The organism is Gryllotalpicola ginsengisoli DSM 22003 (assembly GCF_000419445.1).
GTDB classification, from domain to species: Bacteria; Actinomycetota; Actinomycetes; order Actinomycetales; family Microbacteriaceae; genus Gryllotalpicola; species Gryllotalpicola ginsengisoli.
In genome coordinates, this window is the sequence record NZ_AULK01000002.1 from 276,813 (window position 1) to 294,507 (window position 17,695).

Below are 17,695 nucleotides of genomic sequence, written 5' to 3' on the forward strand. Positions count from 1 at the left end.
CCACCTGTCAACTCAAACTGACAGATTCTTTCCGCCGCGATAGCGGGCGGCCGGGTGCCGCTCGGGCAGGCGCGGCGTGCCGAAGAACCGCTCGCGCAGCGTCTCGCCGGCCTCGTGCTCGCGGATGCGCCCGCGGCGGCGCAGCTCGGGCACCACCAGCTCGACGAAGTCCTGCACCGTGCCGAAGGAGTGGTACTGCCGCAGGTTGATGCCGTCGATGCCGTCGTCGTCGAGCCAGCGCTCGATCTCGTCGGCGACGACGCCCGGGGTGCCGGCGACGAAGAACCTGTCATGCCGCGTCTTGACGAGCTGATCGAGCGCCTGACCGACGGTGGTGCCCTCGGGGAAGCGCGCCACGGCCGGGTGGCCTGCGGCCCCGGCATCCGTCACGGCGTCGGAAAGCGGGCTCTCGCGCGGATACGCGGTGATGTCGAACGGGAAGCCCGCGTGGGCGAGGATGCCGTCGACGCTCGTGTTCTCGCGGTAGATGCGCAGCTTGTCGGCGACCTCGGAATCGGTGCGGCCCACGACGACGCCGGCCTGCACGACGAACTTCACGTCGCCGCGCTCGCGGCCCTGCCGCTCGGCCGCGTCGCGCATCGCCTCGGCGTTGCGGCGGAAGTCGTCGGCGGTGCGCCCGCCGGTGAAGACGACCTCGGCGTGCTTGCCGGCGAAGGCGATGCCCGCCGGCGACCCGGTCGCCTGGAAGAGCAGGGGAGTGCGCTGCGGCGACGGTGCCCCGAGCGCGGGCCCGGCGACGCGGAAGTGCTCGCCGCGATGCTCGATCGCGTGCACCTTCGCCGGGTCGGCGTAGACGCCGGAGGCGGGGTCAGCGACGATCGCGTCGTCGTCCCACGAGCCCTCCCACAGCTTGTACAGCACGTCGACGTACTCGTCGGCGATGCGGTACCGCTCGTCGTGCGGGATCTGGTCCTCCAGCCCGAAGTTGCGCGCCGCGTTCGGCAGGTAGGAGGTGACGATGTTCCAACCGACGCGGCCCTTGGTCAGCAGGTCGAGCGTCGACATGCGGCGGGCGAACGCGAACGGCGGCTCGTAGGTGGTCGAGAACGTGGCGCCGAAGCCGATGCGGTCGGTGACCGCCGCCATCGCCGGGATCAGCAGCAGCGGGTCGAGGTTGGGGATCTGCAGGCCTTCACGGATGGCCGTGTCGGCGGACCCTCGGAACGTGTCGTACGCCCCCACCACGTCGGCGAGGAAGATGCCGTCGAGGCCGCCGTGCTCGACGAGCCGGGCGAGCTCGGTCCAGTAGTCGAGCTCACCGTAGCGCAGCCGGTTGTTGCCGGGCAGGCGCCACAGGCCGTGCGTGATGTGGCTCACGCACGCCATCTCGAACACGTTCACGATCAGTTGCTTGGGGTCAGGCATATCTGCCGAGGTCCTCCGTCTGGGATGGGGTGTCGGCCGGGGTGCCGGCCGGTTACGAAGCGTTGCCACCTGTTACCGCGCGTGACCTGATGTGTCGCACGACGACGCTAACGAGCGAGTCTCTTCGCCGAGATCACGCCCGTGTCGAACCCCAGTAGGTGCAGTCCGCCGTGGAAGCGCGCGTGCTCGACTTTGATGCAGCGGTCCATGACGACGGTGAGCCCCTTCGACTCCCCGTAGCGGGCCGCCTCCTCGTTCCAGATCCCGAGCTGCACCCAGATCGTCGGCGCGCCGACGGCGACCACCTCGTCGATGACCGCCGGGATGTCGGAGGGTTTGCGGAACACGTCGACGATGTCGGGCACCTCGGGCAGCGAGGCGAGGTCGGGGTACGCCTTGCGGCCGAGGATCTCGGCGGCGTTCGGGTTGACGAAGTAGACGCGGAAGTCGCTGGACTGCAGCAGGTAGGTGCCGACGAAGTACGAGGCGCGCGCCGGGTTGGGGCTCGCCCCGACGATCGCGACGGAGTGCGCCGAGCGCAGGATGCGCTGCCGCGTGCGCGCATCCGGCCCGCTCCAGGTGCGCTGCGACTTCAACAGCTTTGCGAGCGGCGAATCGGGCGGCAGCTCACAGCTCAGTCCGTTCGTGAGCCGCGTCTCGACGAGTGCGTCGGCCATGTCACACCTCCACAGCGGCCGCGAGGGCCTGGTCCAGGTCGTAGATGATGTCGTCGGGGTCCTCCACCCCGACCGAGAGGCGCACGACGCCGGGAAGCACGCCGGCATCGATCAGCTGCTGCTCGGACAGCTGCGCGTGCGTCGTCGATGCGGGGTGGATGATGAGGGTCTTCGCGTCGCCGATGTTGGCCAGGTGCGACGCGAGCTGCACGGATTCGATGAGCTTCTGCCCCGCCGCGCGCCCGCCCTTCACCTCGAACGAGAACACCGAGCCGGGGCCCAGGGGCAGGTACTTCTGGGCGCGCTCGTGATGCGGGTGCGAGTCGAGACCGGCCCACGCGACGCGCTCGACCCGCGGGTCGGCCTCGAGCCATTCGGCCACCGCACGCGCGTTGTCGACGTGCGCCCGCATGCGCAGCGGCAGCGTCTCGACGCCCTGCGCAAGAAGGAACGCCGAGTGCGGGGCCAGTGCGGGCCCGATGTCACGCAACTGCTCGGCGCGCAGCCGGGTGAGGAAGGCGTACTCGCCGAAGTTGCCGGACCACTGCAGGCCGCCGTAGCTCGGAACAGGCTGACCGAACAGCGGGAACTTCTCGGTGTTCCAGTCGAAGAGCCCGCTCTCGACGACCACCCCGCCGAGCGTGGTGCCGTGGCCGCCGAGGAACTTCGTGGCCGAGTGGGTCACCACATCGGCGCCCCACTCGATGGGCCGGTTGAGGTACGGCGTCGAGACGGTCGAGTCGACGATGAGCGGGATGCCGTGGCTGTGCGCCACCTCCGCGAGCGCCTCGAGGTCGGCGATCTCGCCCGACGGGTTCGCGATGGTCTCGACGAAGATCGCCTTGGTCTTCTCCGTGACCTCCGCGTCATACGCGGGGGCATCGGATGACTTCACGAAGGTCGTCTCGACCCCGAATCTGCGCAGGGTGACGTCGAGCTGGGTGATCGAGCCGCCGTACAGATTGGCCGAGGCGACGATGTGGTCGCCGACGCCGGCGAGGGCTGCGAAGACGATGTACTGCGCCGACAGCCCGCTCGCCGTCGCCACGGCGCCGAGCCCGCCCTCCAGGCTCGCGACACGCTCCTCGAAGCTCGCGACCGTCGGGTTCGCCAGGCGGGAGTAGATGTTGCCGTACTTCTGCAGCGCGAAGCGCGCCGCCGCGTCGGCCGTATCGTCGAAGACGAACGAACTGGACTGGTAGATGGGAAGGGCCCGCGCTCCGGTCGCGGCGTCGGGGATGTTGCCGGCGTGCACCGCTCGGGTGCGGAAGCCGTATTCGCGGTCTGCCATGGCGCCACGCTAATCGGCCGCGCACCGGCGGCATCGGCGGCGACGTAACGCTGGTCAATGTTCCCGCCCGGCCGATTCAGGAGCACAATGGCGACCGACACCTGAGGAGGCCGTCATGGCGAACGTGGTCTCGGCGTCGGCCCCGCCGGTGCTGCAGGAGTACTACCGCATCCTCACCGGCGGGCCGGAGGCCTTCGGCGCGGGTGAAGGGCTTCGTCCCCTGCTGTCCGACCACCTCGACTTCACCGGCTCGCTCGCCGGGCACCGGCCGGATGCGCCGGACGCGTTCCTGCGCGGCGTCTCGGGGTTCATCCAGGCGGTGCAGCGCATCGACCCGGTGCAGGAGGTGCACGACGGCGCAGGCTCCGCCGTGCTGTACGACGCGGTCATGCCGGGCGGGGTGGTGCGCTTCGCCGAGTTCTTCGCGATCCGCGACGGCGTCATCGAGGTGCTCGACCTCGTGTACGACGGCAAGGACTACCTCGCCAAGGGCGGGCGCTGAGCCGCTGCGACCAACGCGGCCGCCGCACGTGTCACCCGGCGCCCGGACGGGGACAATCGAGTCATGAAGATCGCCTTCCTGGGGCTCGGCCGCATGGGCCGCGAGCTCGTGATGCATCTGATCGACGCAGGCCACGACGTGACCGTCTGGAACCGCAGCCCCGAACCGCGCCAGGAGGTCGCGGAGAGGGGCGCCACGGCCGCCGACTCGCCGGCCGCCGCGGTGGAGGGGGCCGATGCCGTCATCACCGTGCTGTTCGGCCCCGACTCGGTGCGCGAGGTGGTGGTCGACCAGGGCCTGCTCGGCCAGGGCGCCGCCTGGATCGACGTGACGACGGTGTCGCCCGCCGACGCCGCCGAGTTCGCCGCCTGGGCCGCCGAGCGGGGCGTCACCTACGTCTACTCGCCCGTCATCGGCACGGTCGTCCCGGCCCGCGAGGGCACGCTCGGGGTGCTGATCGGGGGGTCGCCGGCGGCGGTCGAGACCGCCCGGCCGCTCGTCACCCGGTGGGCCGACCCCGAGCGGGTGCACGTGTACGGAACGCCGCAGGCCGCGGCATCCGCCAAGCTCGTCGCCAACCTCGCCGTCGCCACCACGATGCAGGCGCTCGCCGACGCGCTCGTGCTGGGCCACAGCGGCGGACTGACCACCGACCAGGTGCTCGAGCTGCTCGGCGACAAGACGCCGCTGGCCGCGATGGCCGGCCTCAAGGGCGACTTCGTGCGCTCGGGCGTCTTCGAGCCGGCGCAGTTCACGCTCGACGCGCTCGCGAAGGACCTGGGCCTCATGATCTCCACGGCCGACCGGCCGCTGCGCGCGGTCGAGGTCGTGTACGAGACGGCGCGTGCGGCGCAGCAGGCCGGGTTCGGGTCGAGCGACTTCTCGGTGATGGCGCGCGACGCGCTCTGAGCGGATGCCGCCCGCCGAGCGGCCTGAAATCACCTTTGAAGCCCGGCTTGAAGGCACATTCCGCACCTCTCGGCGCGGGTCCCGGGAGAGGATGAGCGCGTGCGCGTCGTGATCTCGGGAGCCAGCGGCATGATCGGCCGGGCGCTCACACGCCGCCTCGCAGCCGACGGCGACGAGGTCGTGCGGCTGGTGCGCCGCGCGCCGCAGGCGCCCGGCGAGGTGGCGTGGGATCCGGCCGCCGGCCGCCTCGACCCCGCCGCGCTCGCCGGCGCCGACGCCGTCGTGAACCTGTCCGGCGCGTCGCTCAGCCGCCTGCCGTGGACCCCGGCCTACCGCCGCGAGATCCTGAGCTCGCGCCTCGACGCGACCACCACGATCACCGCCGCGCTGCGGCAGGCCGCGGCCGCCGGGCCCGCACCGGCCACGCTGATCAACGCCTCCGCCGTCGGCTTCTACGGCTCCCGGCCGGGTGAGGTGCTCGACGAAACCTCGGCGCCGGGCGACGGATTCCTCGCCCGCGTGGTGCGCGAGTGGGAGGAGGCCGCCTCCGCCGCCCCCGACGGCGTGCGCACCGTGTTGGCCCGCACCGGCGTGGTGGTCGGCCCCGGCGGGGCGATGCGCCCGCTGATGCTGCTCACCCGCGCGGGCCTCGCCGGGCCGCTGGGCTCCGGCCGCCAGCACTGGCCGTGGATCAGCCTGCGCGACGAGGTCGGCGCCCTCGTTCACCTGTTGCGCTCGCCGGTGTCGGGGCCCGTCGACCTGGTCGGGCCGACCCCGGCGACGGCCGCCGAGCTGGGCCGCGCGCTGGCAGAACGGATGCGTCGCCCGTACCGGCTGCCCGCGCCATCCGCTCTCATCGGCCTGCTCGGCGAGGCCGGCCGCGAACTGCTGCTCGCCGACCAGCAGGTCGCGCCGGCGGTGCTGCTCCGCGACGGGTACCGGTTCGCCGACGAGACGGTCGGCCAGGCGGTCGATGCGCTGCTCGCCGGGGCCTAGCCCCGCTCGTACGCCGGCGCACCGGACCCCCAGCCGCTTCGGGTGGGGCTGGGGGTCCGATGCCGGTCTGACCCGGCGGAAGAGGGGATGAGGGGGCGCCGGGCCCGGCCGAGCGGAGGAGAGCCGTTCGGGTCAGCCCTCCCCGCCGTCGAGGTCGAACTCGGGCAGCCCCGGTCCGAGGTGGGGGCGCGCCGGGTCGACCCCGGCGGCGAGCATCGTGGTGATGATCGCGCCGAGCCGCTCGTGCGGGTCGCCGTCGCCGGCGGCGATGAGCGCCTCGGCCACCAGCCGGCACCGGTGCAGCCCGAAGCTGACGCCGGCGCCCGGGTCGTCGGCGATCGCGACGCCGGGCGCGAACTCGCGGGTGAAGCCGGGCACCTCGGCACCGAACGCCTCCGGCGCATCCGCCCGCATCGCGAGCATCGTACGGGCGAGCGCGGCGGCGTCGCGCCGACCGGCGTAGAACACGGCCGCGTCGGGGCGCCCGAAGTTGCGCGGGTTGTCGAGCAGCTTGCCGGCGAACACGAGAGCGGATGCCTCGAGCGCCGCCGTCGCCGCCGCGAACACGCGCGGGGCCGCCTCGGGCAGGAGGTTCAGGTAGCAGCGCACCGTCGGCTCGGGCGGCCGGGTGGCGCGCGCCGCGCCGTGCACGGTGAAGTAGCCGACGATGCGGCTCCACTGCGGGTGGCGCGGCCCGGCGGAGGCGGCCAGGCGCGCGGCGAACGCGCCGTCGACGCCGGGCACGGGCCGCAGCACGCCGGCGTCGGTGCGCGGCGGCCACGCCTGCGGGTTCCCGTGCGCGTGGAAGTAGGCGGCGTACAGGCGCCGGGCCAGCTCCTCGGCGTCGGGCCCCGGCTGCGGCCCGACCTCGCGGGCGATGCGGCGCAGCAGCGGGTACCAGCGCATCGACGCCCGCGGCGGGCGGGCCTCGCCCGGGCCCGCGTCGGGGAACGACGAGGTGCGCGGTGACGACCAGGGGGAGGCGTGCGCGACGGCGGTCATGATCCGACCAGCTCCAATGCGGCGTCGGGCCGCAGCGCGAGCTGTTCGGCGGCCTGCAGGTAGGCGAGGGCGTGCGGGGGCAGCGCGTCGACGGATGCGGCGGAGGAGGCGAGCCGCTCGAGCAGGCTGAACGCGGCGAACCGCGCCCACTGCCGGCGGTCGTGCCGCGAGGCGGCGACGAGCGACTCGTAGCCGGCCAGCGCCGCGCGCAGCTCGGCGAGCACGTCGATGAAGGGGATGGCGGAGTCGGAGATCCATTCCGCGAGGGTCGTGCCGTCGCGGAAGTCGAGGCCGGCGAGCCACGTCGAGAGCACGTCGCCGACGAGGCATCCCACGTCCCACCGGGGGTCGCCGTAGCCGGCCGACTCCCAGTCGACGAAGACGACGGGCTCGCGCGCCGCCACCGTCTCGGCGCACAGCATGTTGTCGTCGCTGACGTCGCCGTGGATGATGCAGGCCGGCGACCAGTGCGACACGGCGGTCTCGAGCCCGCGCAGGATGCCGGCGTGCCGCACCAGCGCGAGCATCTCGACCCACCCGTCGGAGCAGGCGGCGTTGGCGCTCGGGGCGACGACGCTGAGCGCGGCGAGCAGCCGTTCGGGCAGCCGCACCCGGTCGAGCTCGGGGTCGAGCTCGCCCTCGTCGTCGCCGTCTCCGAACGTGGAGGCGGTGGCGACGTGCAGCATCGCGAGCCGCCGGCCGACCTCGTACGCCCACTCCTCGCTCGCGCCGCCCGCCTCGGCGCGGCGCTCGCCGAGCGGGGCGTAGCCGACCAGGTCTTCCGTGACGAGGATCTCGTCGTCGTCGGCGGCGATCGCGAGGAACTCCGCGGGGATGCGGATGCGGCGGGCGGAGAGCGCGTCGGTCAGCCGGCGCTCATAGGCGAAGCTCGCCGCCAGCGACTCGGCGGTGGCGCGGCTGCGGCGCTTCACGAACAGCGAGCGGCCGTCGGCGAGCCGCAGCCGGTAGCAGAGGCTGCGCCGGTGCAGCGGCTCGACCGCCGTGACGCGGGAGCCGCCGAAGAACCCTCGGGCTTCCAGGCGCGAGACGGTGTCGATCGCCTGCGGGTCGGTGATGAGCATGCCTCGAGCCTTGCCGAACGGGTGCCCCGGGCGAATCCGTCACATGACGTATTCGCGTGGCGGCCGGCTACGTACGCCGGGTGTATCGCGCGAGCCCGCCGCCCGCTACGCTGTGCTCACCATGGCCCGTCCCGCTCCCCGGATGGTCGGCCGCGAACCCGAATTCGCGCGGCTCATCGCCTACCTCGACGCATCCGAGGCGGGCGTTCCGACAGCGGTGCTGGTCTCGGCCGAGGCGGGCACCGGCAAGACCCGCCTGGTCGACGAGGTGGCCCGCACCGCCGCCGCCCGCGGCCACACGGTCGTGCGCGGGAACTGCACGCCGTCGAGCGCGACGCGTCTCGCCTTCGGCCCGCTCGCCGATCTGGTGCGCGACCTGCAGCAGCAGCATCCCGAGCTGCGCGGCGCGGTCACCGACGAGGTGTGGGCCGGGCTCGCCCCGATTCTGGCGGGCACGACGGATGCCCCGGCCGGCGCTCCGCCCGACCCCGCCATGTCGCACGCCCGCCTGTTCGCGGCGGTCATCGCGACGCTGACCGCCGTCGCGAGCGAGCACCCGCTCGTGCTGATCGTGGAGGACCTGCACTGGGCCGACCCGGCGAGCCTCGACCTGCTCGGGTTCATCGCCCGCAAGCTCGCCGACCAGGACATGCTGCTCATTGTCACGAGCCGCCCCGTGCACGCCTCCGAAGAGGTGATGGAGTTCCTCGGCGAATTCACCCGGCTCGAGGCGGCCGAGACGATCGAGCTGGCGCCGTTGCCGGACGCGGCGATCGCCGAGCTGATCCGCGGCGCCGCCCCCGAGTTCGAGGAGCGGGTCGTGGCGCGGCTGACCGCCCGGGCCGCCGGCAGCCCGTTCTTCGCGAGCCGGCTGGCCCGGCACGGCGGCCGCCCGGGGCTGCCGAGCGACCTGGAGAAGCTGCTGCAGTTCGAGTTGCGCGGCGTGTCGGACACCGCGCGCCGGCTGGCGTCGGTGGTGGCGGCCCTCGGCGGCTCGGTGGGCGCCGACGAGCTCGCCGCGATCGGGTGCGCCGAGGCGATCGGCGAGCTGCTGGAGCGCGACATCGTCACCGCGGTCGGCGACAGCGTGCGCATCCGTCACGCCCTGATCGGCGAGGTGCTCGAGGCGACCAGCACGCACGCAGCCCGGCGCGAGGTGCACGAGTTGGCGGCGAAGCTGCTGATCGGCCGCTACGGGGAGGACGACGACGAGCACGCCCTCGAACTCGGCCGGCACCGGCTCGCCGCCGGCGAGGAGGAGGCGGCGCGCGCCGATCTGCTGCGCGGGGCGCGCTCGGCCCTGGCCGCGCGCGCCTTTGCGGCGGCGCGCGACGGCTATGGCGAGCTGCTCGCGCTGCCGGCGCCCGACCAGGCGGCCCGCACCGCGCTGCTGCTCGAGGCGGTGCCCGCGTACCACTGGGCCGGCGACGTGACCCGCGCGCTGCAGCTGCTCGACGAGGCCGAGACCGCGCCCGGCGTCGACGCGGCGCGGATCGCGTTCGAGCGGGGCCGGCTGCTGTCGGCCGACGGGCGGGTGGCCGAGTCCGCGGACAGCTTCCGCACGGCGCTCGCGCTGCTCGACGGGGCTTCGGGCGAGCGGCTGGCGCTGCGCGCCCGCGCCCGCGCGGCCCTCGCCCTCGACCTGATGAACCAGGGCGACATGGCGGCGAGCGTCGCCGAGGCCGAGACGGCGATGACGGATGCCGCGGCCGCCGGCGCATGCCACGCACAGCTCGACGCGCGGATCACCCGGGCCGTCGCCGGCACGATGGTGCCCGAGCCGGCCCCGGGGGCCGGCGAGTTCGCCGAGGCCGAGCTGCGGGAGTGCGCCCGCCTGGCGCTCGCCGCCGACGACCTCGAGGCGGTCGTGCGCGCGTACGGCAACTTGATTTTCGTCGTCGGAATCGCCGAGCGCCACCGCGAAGCGCTGGACGTCGCCAGGGAAGCGCTAGCGAACTGCTCCAAATACGGGCCGGTCCTCTCGATCTCTTCGTCGATCACGAGCAACTACGTCTCAGAACTGGCGACGGTCGGCGAGTGGGACGAGGCTCTCGCAGTGGCCCGCGCCGCGCTCAGCGAGCAGTCTTCCGCGAGCATGGGGCTCTACCTGCACAGCGAAATCGTCGAGATCCTCACTCTGCGCGGCGAGCGCGGCGATGCCGAGGCGCACCTCGCCGAGGCCAGGCGACAGTTCGGTGACGGCGTGTACGCGCTGCAACTCGTGTTCGTCGAGGCTGGATTCGCACTGTGGGGTGGCCGTCCCCTCGAAGCGGCCGAAAAGATCGACGGGATTCTCGACGATCTGATCGAGCAGGACGACCCCGTGATGCTGCTCGACGCCGCCCGTCTGGCGTTGCGCGCCCATGCAGACGCCTACGAGCGGACCTTCCCTCGCAATCCACTTGCATCCTCCAGCGCCGCAGTGCGACGTCTCATGGCGGCGATCGAGATCTTCGGCGAAGAAGAGCTGTCGTCGTTCGAGCAGAACCTGCGGCGATTCTGTGTGGCCGAACGGGCGCGGCTCGACGATGCGGACACCGTCGAGCAGTGGGTCGAGATCGCCGAGGCGGCACGTGGTCGTGAGGCCGCCTTCGACGAGGCGTACGCCCTCTATCGAGCAGGTATGCGCGCGCTGACATCACGCGCGCTCGGGAGTGCCGGCGCCCTGCTGGCGCGGAGTCATGAGATCGCGACGGCGCTCGGTGCGCGGCCGCTCTCGGAGCGGGTGGAGGCCGGTGCTCGCGCGGGCGGCGTGCGCATCGCCGACGGGAGTGGCAGCGCCGAGCCCGCCGCCTCTCCGCGCGTAGCAGGGCTCAGCGAACGCGAGTGGCAGGTGCTGGAACTCGTCGCGCAAGGAAGGTCGAATCGCGACATTGCACGGGAGCTCTACATCAGCGAGCGAACGGTGGGCGTGCATGTGAGCCGAATCCTCGGAAAGCTCGGCGTCCGGAACCGGACGGAGGCCGCGCGCGCCGTCTCCGAACTGGGGGTAGACGCGTTAACGTCGGCAGAGTAGAGAAATCCTCATGCCAATCGTGCCCAATTTTGCTCCGTGGCCGACGTTCGTCGACAACCTCTATGCCAAGTTCGTGCCCACGCGTCTCAGGCCTTGCGGGGCCAATCCCGACGACACGGAAGCCCTGCACATCGTGCAACTCGACGGGAGCGGCCAGCCCTCGCCGACCACCGCGTGCGGCAAATCGGTCAGCGATGTGGGGGCGAGCGAGAACTATGCGGGGATGTGCCTGACCTGCCACGCGAAAGTCGTCACGTACTACCTCTCGAAGGGCCTCTCGCAGACCTCGATCCCGCCCGTCATCTGAACGATGCCGGCTGGGCGCCAGGGTGCTCGAGGGGCACACTGGGCGCATGGCCGACGACGTCCCCCTCGATGAGCCGCTCGATCCCGACCTGGCGGGCGTGCTGCGCGGTCTCGCCGCTGACGAGCTCGCGTGGCGCGACCGGGCCTGCGGGTTCGTGCAGGCCGAGGTGCTGCCGCACATCGCCGGCTGGTGGGAGCGCGCCGAGTACCCCGCGCACCTCGTGCCGCGGCTGGGTGCGCTCGACCTGTTGCGTGACGGCGTCGACGTCGACGGATGCCCCCACCAGTCGCGCCTCGCTGCTGGTCTCGCGACCGCTGAGCTGAACCGCGGCGACGGCTCCGTCGCCGCGATCGCCGGCGTGCAGGGCGGGCTCGTGCTGCGGGCGATCGCCCTGCTCGGCTCGCCGGCCCAGCAGGAGCAGTGGCTGGGGCCGCTCGCCCGCGGCGAGAAGGTCGGCGCCTTCGCACTGACCGAGCCCGCGCACGGCTCCGACTCGGTCACCCTCGAGGCCCGCGCCCGGCCGGTGACCGGCGGCGGCTGGGTGCTCGACGGAGAGAAGAAGTGGATCGGCAACGGCGCCGGCGGCGACCTCACCGTCGTCTGGGCGCGGGTCACCGCAGGGGAGGAGGAGGGCCGCGTACGCGGCTTCCTCGTGCCGCAGTCCTCACCCGGCTACTCGGCCGAGCCGATCCGCGGCAAGCTCTCGCTGCGGGCGATCCACCAGGCGCACGTGCGCCTCGACGGCGTCGAGCTGGCGGCCGACGCCGTGCTGCCCGGCGCGCACGCCTTCCGCGACGCGGGCGCGGTGCTGATCGCGACCCGGCTCACGGTGGCGTGGTCGGCGCTCGGGCAGGCGACCGCCTGCTACGAGACCGCCGTGCACTACGCGCAGGCCCGCGAGCAGTTCGGCCGGCCGCTCGCGGCGACGCAGCTCGTGCAGGCCCGGCTGGCGAGGATGCTCGCGGCCATCACCCAGCTGCAGACGCTGCTCGTGCAGCTCAGTCGGGAGGCCGACGCGGGGCGGCTGAGCGAGGCCGCGGCATCCGTCGCCAAATACAGCGGAACCCGCACCGCACGGGCGGTCGCGGCGGATGCGCGCGACCTGCTCGGCGGCAACGGGATCCTGATCGGGAACCGGGTGGCCCGGCACTTCGCCGATGTCGAGGCGCTGCACACCTTCGAGGGCACCGAGTCGGTCCAGGAGCTGCTGATCGGCCGGCACATCACCGGCCGCAGCGCCTTCTGAGCCGGGCCTGGGTCCCGCGTGTCGGCTACGGCCCCCACCCGGCACGCCGATTCGTCACTTCTGGCGCGGGCCCGCGCCATCCTGAGCCCTTTCCGGCGAACCGCCGGGAGCGCCTCGGGCGATTCGTCGATTTGTGCTCCCGAGCCGCCGACGAGGAGCGCTTTCTGACGAACCGCCGAGCGTGGATCGCCGTTCGTCGGTTATCGCGCTCCGGGCGGCAGCGGCGAACACTTTCTGACGAACGGATGCGTGGGCCGCCGCCGACTCGTCGAAAAGTGCTCCCCGGGGACAGCCGGAGAGCACTTTCCGACGAATCGCGTGTGATCACTCGGCGAGGAGCTGGTAGAGCTCCTTGCGCAGGGCGTCGATCTTCTCCGCGGCGGCCTTGCGCTGGGCGGGGTCGGCGACGAAGCGCAGCTGGTGGATGACGCCCATCAGCTTGCCGACGGCCGCGAACAGGTCGGCGTCGCCCTCGGGGCGGCTCGGCGCGGCCTGCCAGGCGGCCTCGAGCTCGTCGGCGTGCTCCTCGACGTAGGCGCGGCCGGTGTCGGAGAGCGCGTACTCGGTGCGGCGGCCGTCGCCCGAGGGGACGACGAGTTCCTCGTCGACGAGCTGCTGCAGAGTCGGATACACCGAGCCGGGGCTCGGCACCCACAGGCCGTCGGTCTTCTCGCCGATGGCCTTGATCAGGGCGTAGCCGCTGGCCGGGCCCTCGGCGAGCAGGGACAGGATGGCGGCACGGATGTCGCCGCGCGAGGCGCGCCGGCGCCCGCGGCCGCCGCGGGCGAAGTCGGCCGGATCGAAGGACGGGCCGAAGCCCGGGCCGAAGCCGCCGCCGAAGCGGCCGCGGCCGAGGCGCGGGTCGTGGTGGAAACGGGGGCTGAATTCGTGGTGCGAGTGCATGAGCACTCCTTTCTGTAGTGAGGTCCCTGAGGAGCGCGAGGCGCGTCTCGAAGGGCGGTCCCTGAGGAGCGCGGAGCGCGTCTCGAAGGGTCGAAGACACGTTAACGATATATCGCTGATCCGATTTGTCAAGATGGTCTCATGCCCCTGACCCGATCCCTCGGAACGCGTGCCCTGATCACCGGCGCCTCGGCCGGCATCGGCCGCGAGTTCGCCTGGCAGCTGGCCGAAGCCGGCCTCGACCTCGTGCTCGTCGCCCGCGACAAGCAGCGCCTCGACGCGCTGGCCGAGGAGCTGCACGAGGCGCACGACGTCGCCGTCGAGGTGCTGCCGGCCGACCTGCTCACCACGCCGGGCATCAAGGCGGTGGAGGCCCGGGTCGCGGCATCCGTGAACCGCATCGACGTGCTCGTCAACAACGCCGGATTCGGCCTGCGGAAGCCGTTCGACGAGAACGACGTCGACGACGAGCTCGGCATGCTGCGGATCCTCGTCGAGGTGCCGCTGCGCCTGACGCACGCGGCCCTGTCGCACCTGCTGCCCGCGGGGGAGGGCGTGATCATCAACATCGCCTCGGTCGCCGGCTTCACGCCGCGTGGCACCTACTCGGCGGCGAAGGCGTGGCTGCTCTCCTTCAGCCGCTGGGCGAACCTCGTCTACAAGCCGCGCGGGGTCACCGTCACGGCGGTCGCCCCGGGCTTCGTGCGCACCGAGTTCCACCAGCGCCTCGGCGGGCCGCTGGAGCACCGCATCCCCGACCCGCTCTGGCTGGCCGCGCCCGACGTGGTGCGGGTGGCGCTGCGCGACGCGCGCCGCGGCAAGGCGGTCACGATCCCGTCGCTGCGCTACAAGGCGATCGTCGTCGCGGCGAAGCTCGTGCCCGACGCGCTCGCCGAGCGGCTCGGCCGCATCGGGCGCTGACGTCCCGGGCGCTGACGTCCCGGGCGCCGACGCTCCGGCGCGCTACCTCCGGCGCGCTACCTCAGACGCACTACTTCAGGTTCCCCATGACGTCGTCGGCGATCTGGTACGCGTCGCCGGGCTCGATGAACTCCTTCGAGTCGATGACGATCCAGTAGCCGTTGTTCGTGAACACCTGCAGCGTGCCCACATCGCCCGAGGTGCTGAAGTAGCCGACCGTGCCGGCCGGCGCGTTGTCGATGGGAACGACCTGCGCCGACTGCGCGACCTGGCCGCTGTACTGGTCGAAGGTCTCCGCGGCCGGCTTCGCGACGGCGATCTCGATGATGTTGCCGCTGGACTCGTTCACCCAGCCGTAGCTGACGCCGGAGAGCTTGACGAGCTTGTCCGCGGCGCTGCCCGAGGAGACCTGGTAGCTCGGGGAGGGGGAGAAGTTGGGGTTGAAGTCGTACACCTGCTGAGAGGTCCACACCTGCTCTTGCGTGAGCGTGACCGGGGTCGGCGTGGGCGTCGGGGTGGGCGAGGCCGACGCGGTCGCCGAGGCCGACGCGGAGGAGTCGCCGGAGCCGTCCGACCCGCCCGCCGCATCGCCCGAGCTCGTGGCCGACGACGTCGACGACGGATGCGTCGCGCTGCTGCCCCCGAACATGCTGCACCCCGCAAGCGCGGTGACCGCGAGGGCACCGACCGCGAGAGCGCTGAACAGACGGGCGGAGGGGCGGTCGGTGCTCATGGCCGCGACTCTATCAAGCGGCCGAGGGCGTCCAGGCCGCGCCCCGGGGGCCTCCCATAGAATCGTTACCTGTGACCCCCGCCGAACTCTCCGCCCACCTTTTCGCCCTCGTCGCCCCCATCGTCGAGCGGCGCCGGGCCGAGGGCGACGGCGGGCAGAACGGCCCCGAGCTCACCGCCGAGCAGGTCGTCCTCGAGCGGCCGAAGAACCGCGATCACGGCGACTGGGCGTCCAACGTCGCGCTGCGCCTGGCCAAGCCGCTGGGCGTGAACCCCCGCGAACTGGCGACCGAGATCGCGGATGCCGCGGCGAATATTCCCGGAGTGGCATCCGTCGAGGTCGCCGGGCCCGGCTTCCTGAACTTCCGCCTCGACGCGGCCGCCGCGGGCCTGCTTGCGAAGACCATCGTCGACGCCGGCGACTCCTACGGCCACAACGACACCCAGGCCGGCCGCACGATCAACCTCGAGTTCGTCAGCGCCAACCCGACCGGCCCGCTGCACATCGGCCACACCCGGTGGGCGGCCCTCGGCGATTCGATCGCGCGGGTGCTCAAGGCCTCCGGCGCCGACCTCGTCAGCGAGTACTACATCAACGACGCCGGCGCGCAGATGGACAAGTTCGGGGCCAGCGTGCTCGCCGCCGCGAAGGGCGAGCCGACGCCCGAGGGCGGCTACCCCGGCCAGTACATCGCCGACCTCGCGGCGCACGTGCTCGCCGAGGTGCCCGACCTGCTGCAGCGGCCCGAAGACGAGCAGCTGATCACCGCCCGCGAGCTTGCCTACGCCCGCCAGCTCGAGGAGATCAAGCGGTCGCTCGAGAACTTCAACGTGCACTTCGACGTGTTCTTCAGCGAGCGCACCCTGCACGCCAAGTCCGAGGAGACCGGCACGAGCCTGATCGACGACGCCATCGAGCGGCTGCGCGCCCAGGGCCACGTCTTCGACGCCGACGGCGCGGTGTGGGTGCGCACCACCGACTTCGGCGACGACAAGGATCGCGTCGTGCGGCGCTCCGACAGCGAGATCTACACCTACTTCGCCGCCGACGCCGCCTACTACCTGAGCAAGTCGGATCGCGGCTACGCGCACAAGATCTACCTCCTCGGCGCCGACCACCACGGCTACGTGCACCGGCTCAAGGCCCTCGCCGGCGCGGCGGGCGACGACCCCGAGCGGGACATCGAGGTGCTGATCGGCCAGCTCGTGTCGGTCAACGGCGCCCGGCTGTCGAAGCGCGCGGGCAACATCATCGAGATGGATGACCTGATCGAGTGGCTGGGCACGGATGCGCTGCGCTACTCCCTCGCGCGCTACCCGGCAGATTCCCCCCTGCAGCTCGACCCCGAGCTGCTGCGCAAGCGCAGCAACGACAACCCGGTCTTCTACGTGCAGTACGCGCACGCCCGCACCGCCTCGGTCGGGCGCAACGCCGCGGCCGCGGGCGTCGACCGCAGCGAATTCGCCCCCGAGCTGCTCACCCACGAGACCGAGTCGGCGCTGCTCGGCGGCCTGCAGGAGTTCCCGCGCATCGTCGCCCAGGCCGCCGAGCTGCGCGAGCCGCACCGCGTCGCGCGCTACGTGGAGGAGATCGCCGGCCTCTACCACCGCTGGTACGACAACTGCCGCGTCATCCCGCTGGGGGAGGACCCGGTGGAGCCGGTGCACCGCACCCGGCTATGGCTCAACGATGCGACCGGGCAGGTGATCCGCAACGGTCTCGCCCTGCTCGGCGTGAGCGCACCGGAGAAGATGTAGCGATCGCCATGGCAGCGACCCGAAAGGCCCGCGTGCTCGCCTGGTGGCTCGTGGGCGTGCTCGCCTTCGTCGCCCTCGCCTTCGCCGCCGACTCCGGCTTGCGGTCATATGCCGAATACCGCATGCAGTCGGAGATCGAGAAGGCGCTGCCCGAAGGGCTGGCCACACCCGACCTCCGGGTGACGGTCCGCGGATTCTCCTTCATCTACCAGTACCTGCGCGGCAGCTTCGACCAGGTGGACGTCGAAGCTCCCGACATCGCCACCAGCCGAGGCTCGGTATCGGCGACGCTCGAGGCCTACGACGTGCGCATCGACCGGTCGTTCGCGAAGCCGCCGGTGCTCGGGCGGGTGCAGGGTGCGCTGCACGCCTCCGAGGCATCCGTCAACAGCCTCGTCGCCCTGCCCGACCCCTCGGCGGCGATCCGCCTCGGCTCGAAGTCGGTGACCTACGTGGCCACCACGCAGGTGCTCGGCGTGCCGATCACGTACTCCGCCGCCGTGCGGCCGGTCGCCGACGGCGACGTCGTGCGGCTCTACCCGATCAGCGTCAACGTCGTCTCGGGCCCCGTGCACTTCGACGTGAAGTCGATCCTCGGCGGACTGTTCGACGGCAAGCCGGTGGACGTGTGCATCGCCCCGTACCTGCCCGAGGGGCTCGACGTCGGCACGATCTCGATCAGCCGCAGCCGCGTCGACGTGACCTTCGGCGCCGAGGACTTCTCCCTCGACGAGAAGACCTTCAACCGGCACGCCACCTGCCCCTCCTCGTGACCGCCGCCCCGCCGGTGCGCTACTCGGATCCGCGCCGCGCCACTCGGGTCTGTGGCGCGCACTGCGGATGCGAGTAGCGCAAGCAACCCGCGCATCGCGATTTCGGCGCCGCGCGCCGCGCTCGGTAGGCTGAGCGCGCCCCACCGGGGCAGCAGCGCCCCTGCGCATCAGCTTCACCATCAGCTTCAACCCCG

General features: G+C 72.4%; 16 protein-coding genes. 9 read left to right on the plus strand and 7 right to left on the minus strand.

What is annotated here, in order from left to right:
* Positions 1–12: 12 nt before the first annotated feature.
* The 3 genes from H563_RS0105815 to H563_RS0105825 all read right to left on the minus strand — a co-directional run bounded on the left by H563_RS0105815 (position 13) and on the right by H563_RS0105825 (position 3,354).
* Entirely contained in the window at positions 13–1,386 is a 1,374-nt protein-coding gene (locus tag H563_RS0105815; RefSeq protein ID WP_022881664.1) for an LLM class flavin-dependent oxidoreductase, read from the minus strand.
* Positions 1,387–1,493: 107 nt separating this feature from the next.
* Entirely contained in the window at positions 1,494–2,063 is a 570-nt protein-coding gene (locus H563_RS0105820) for a CoA-binding protein (protein WP_022881665.1), read from the minus strand.
* A gap of 1 nt (position 2,064) precedes the next feature.
* Positions 2,065–3,354: an O-acetylhomoserine aminocarboxypropyltransferase/cysteine synthase family protein gene (locus H563_RS0105825; RefSeq protein ID WP_022881666.1), complete on the minus strand. Its 1,290-nt coding sequence runs from the start codon at positions 3,352–3,354 to the stop codon at positions 2,065–2,067.
* A 115-nt stretch (positions 3,355–3,469) separates the two neighbouring features.
* On the opposite strand from H563_RS0105825, the gene H563_RS0105830 reads away from it, so the two are divergent.
* From H563_RS0105830 to H563_RS0105840, 3 genes are all read left to right on the plus strand, one after another.
* A complete protein-coding gene (locus H563_RS0105830; protein WP_022881667.1) occupies positions 3,470–3,856 on the plus strand; it encodes a hypothetical protein in 387 nt (128 codons plus the stop codon).
* Between the two features lie 63 nt (positions 3,857–3,919).
* Positions 3,920–4,765 carry an NAD(P)-dependent oxidoreductase gene (locus tag H563_RS0105835; protein WP_022881668.1) on the plus strand — a complete coding sequence of 282 codons (846 nt, stop codon included), beginning with the start codon at positions 3,920–3,922 and terminating at the stop codon, positions 4,763–4,765.
* 99 nt (positions 4,766–4,864) lie between these two features.
* Positions 4,865–5,761 (plus strand): TIGR01777 family oxidoreductase, encoded by an 897-nt coding sequence (locus tag H563_RS0105840; RefSeq protein ID WP_022881669.1) that lies wholly within the window; start codon positions 4,865–4,867, stop codon positions 5,759–5,761.
* A gap of 132 nt (positions 5,762–5,893) precedes the next feature.
* Here H563_RS0105840 and H563_RS0105845 read toward each other — a convergent pair whose 3' ends face one another.
* Together H563_RS0105845 and H563_RS0105850 are read right to left on the minus strand one after the other, a co-directional pair.
* A complete protein-coding gene (locus tag H563_RS0105845; protein ID WP_022881670.1) occupies positions 5,894–6,763 on the minus strand; it encodes a T3SS effector HopA1 family protein in 870 nt (289 codons plus the stop codon).
* A complete protein-coding gene (locus H563_RS0105850) occupies positions 6,760–7,845 on the minus strand; it encodes a phosphotransferase family protein (RefSeq protein ID WP_022881671.1) in 1,086 nt (361 codons plus the stop codon). Before H563_RS0105850 ends, H563_RS0105845 begins: the two co-directional genes overlap by 4 nt.
* 121 nt (positions 7,846–7,966) lie before the next feature.
* On the opposite strand from H563_RS0105850, the gene H563_RS0105855 reads away from it, so the two are divergent.
* The 3 genes from H563_RS0105855 to H563_RS0105865 are packed head-to-tail and all read left to right on the plus strand — an operon-like array spanning position 7,967 to position 12,414.
* A complete protein-coding gene (locus H563_RS0105855; RefSeq protein ID WP_162138924.1) occupies positions 7,967–10,861 on the plus strand; it encodes a helix-turn-helix transcriptional regulator in 2,895 nt (964 codons plus the stop codon).
* 10 nt (positions 10,862–10,871) lie between these two features.
* Entirely contained in the window at positions 10,872–11,168 is a 297-nt protein-coding gene (locus H563_RS0105860) for a hypothetical protein (protein WP_022881673.1), read from the plus strand.
* Between the two features lie 46 nt (positions 11,169–11,214).
* On the plus strand, positions 11,215–12,414 hold the full coding sequence (locus H563_RS0105865) for an acyl-CoA dehydrogenase family protein (protein WP_022881674.1): 1,200 nt from the start codon (positions 11,215–11,217) through the stop codon (positions 12,412–12,414).
* A 324-nt stretch (positions 12,415–12,738) separates the two neighbouring features.
* Here H563_RS0105865 and H563_RS15285 read toward each other — a convergent pair whose 3' ends face one another.
* Complete coding sequence (locus H563_RS15285; RefSeq protein ID WP_081416174.1) at positions 12,739–13,317, minus strand: PadR family transcriptional regulator; 579 nt, start codon at positions 13,315–13,317, stop codon at positions 12,739–12,741.
* Between the two features lie 141 nt (positions 13,318–13,458).
* On the opposite strand from H563_RS15285, the gene H563_RS0105875 reads away from it, so the two are divergent.
* Positions 13,459–14,238 carry an SDR family NAD(P)-dependent oxidoreductase gene (locus H563_RS0105875; RefSeq protein WP_022881676.1) on the plus strand — a complete coding sequence of 260 codons (780 nt, stop codon included), beginning with the start codon at positions 13,459–13,461 and terminating at the stop codon, positions 14,236–14,238.
* Positions 14,239–14,308: 70 nt separating this feature from the next.
* Here H563_RS0105875 and H563_RS0105880 read toward each other — a convergent pair whose 3' ends face one another.
* The gene (locus tag H563_RS0105880; RefSeq protein WP_022881677.1) at positions 14,309–14,971 is read right to left on the minus strand and encodes a hypothetical protein; all 663 of its coding nucleotides are present in this window, start codon (positions 14,969–14,971) and stop codon (positions 14,309–14,311) included.
* Positions 14,972–15,042: 71 nt separating this feature from the next.
* On the opposite strand from H563_RS0105880, the gene argS reads away from it, so the two are divergent.
* Both argS and H563_RS0105890 read left to right on the plus strand, forming a co-directional pair.
* A complete protein-coding gene (argS, locus tag H563_RS0105885; protein WP_022881678.1) occupies positions 15,043–16,728 on the plus strand; it encodes an arginine--tRNA ligase in 1,686 nt (561 codons plus the stop codon).
* 8 nt (positions 16,729–16,736) lie between these two features.
* A complete protein-coding gene (locus tag H563_RS0105890; RefSeq protein ID WP_022881679.1) occupies positions 16,737–17,501 on the plus strand; it encodes an LmeA family phospholipid-binding protein in 765 nt (254 codons plus the stop codon).
* Positions 17,502–17,695: the final 194 nt, after the last annotated feature.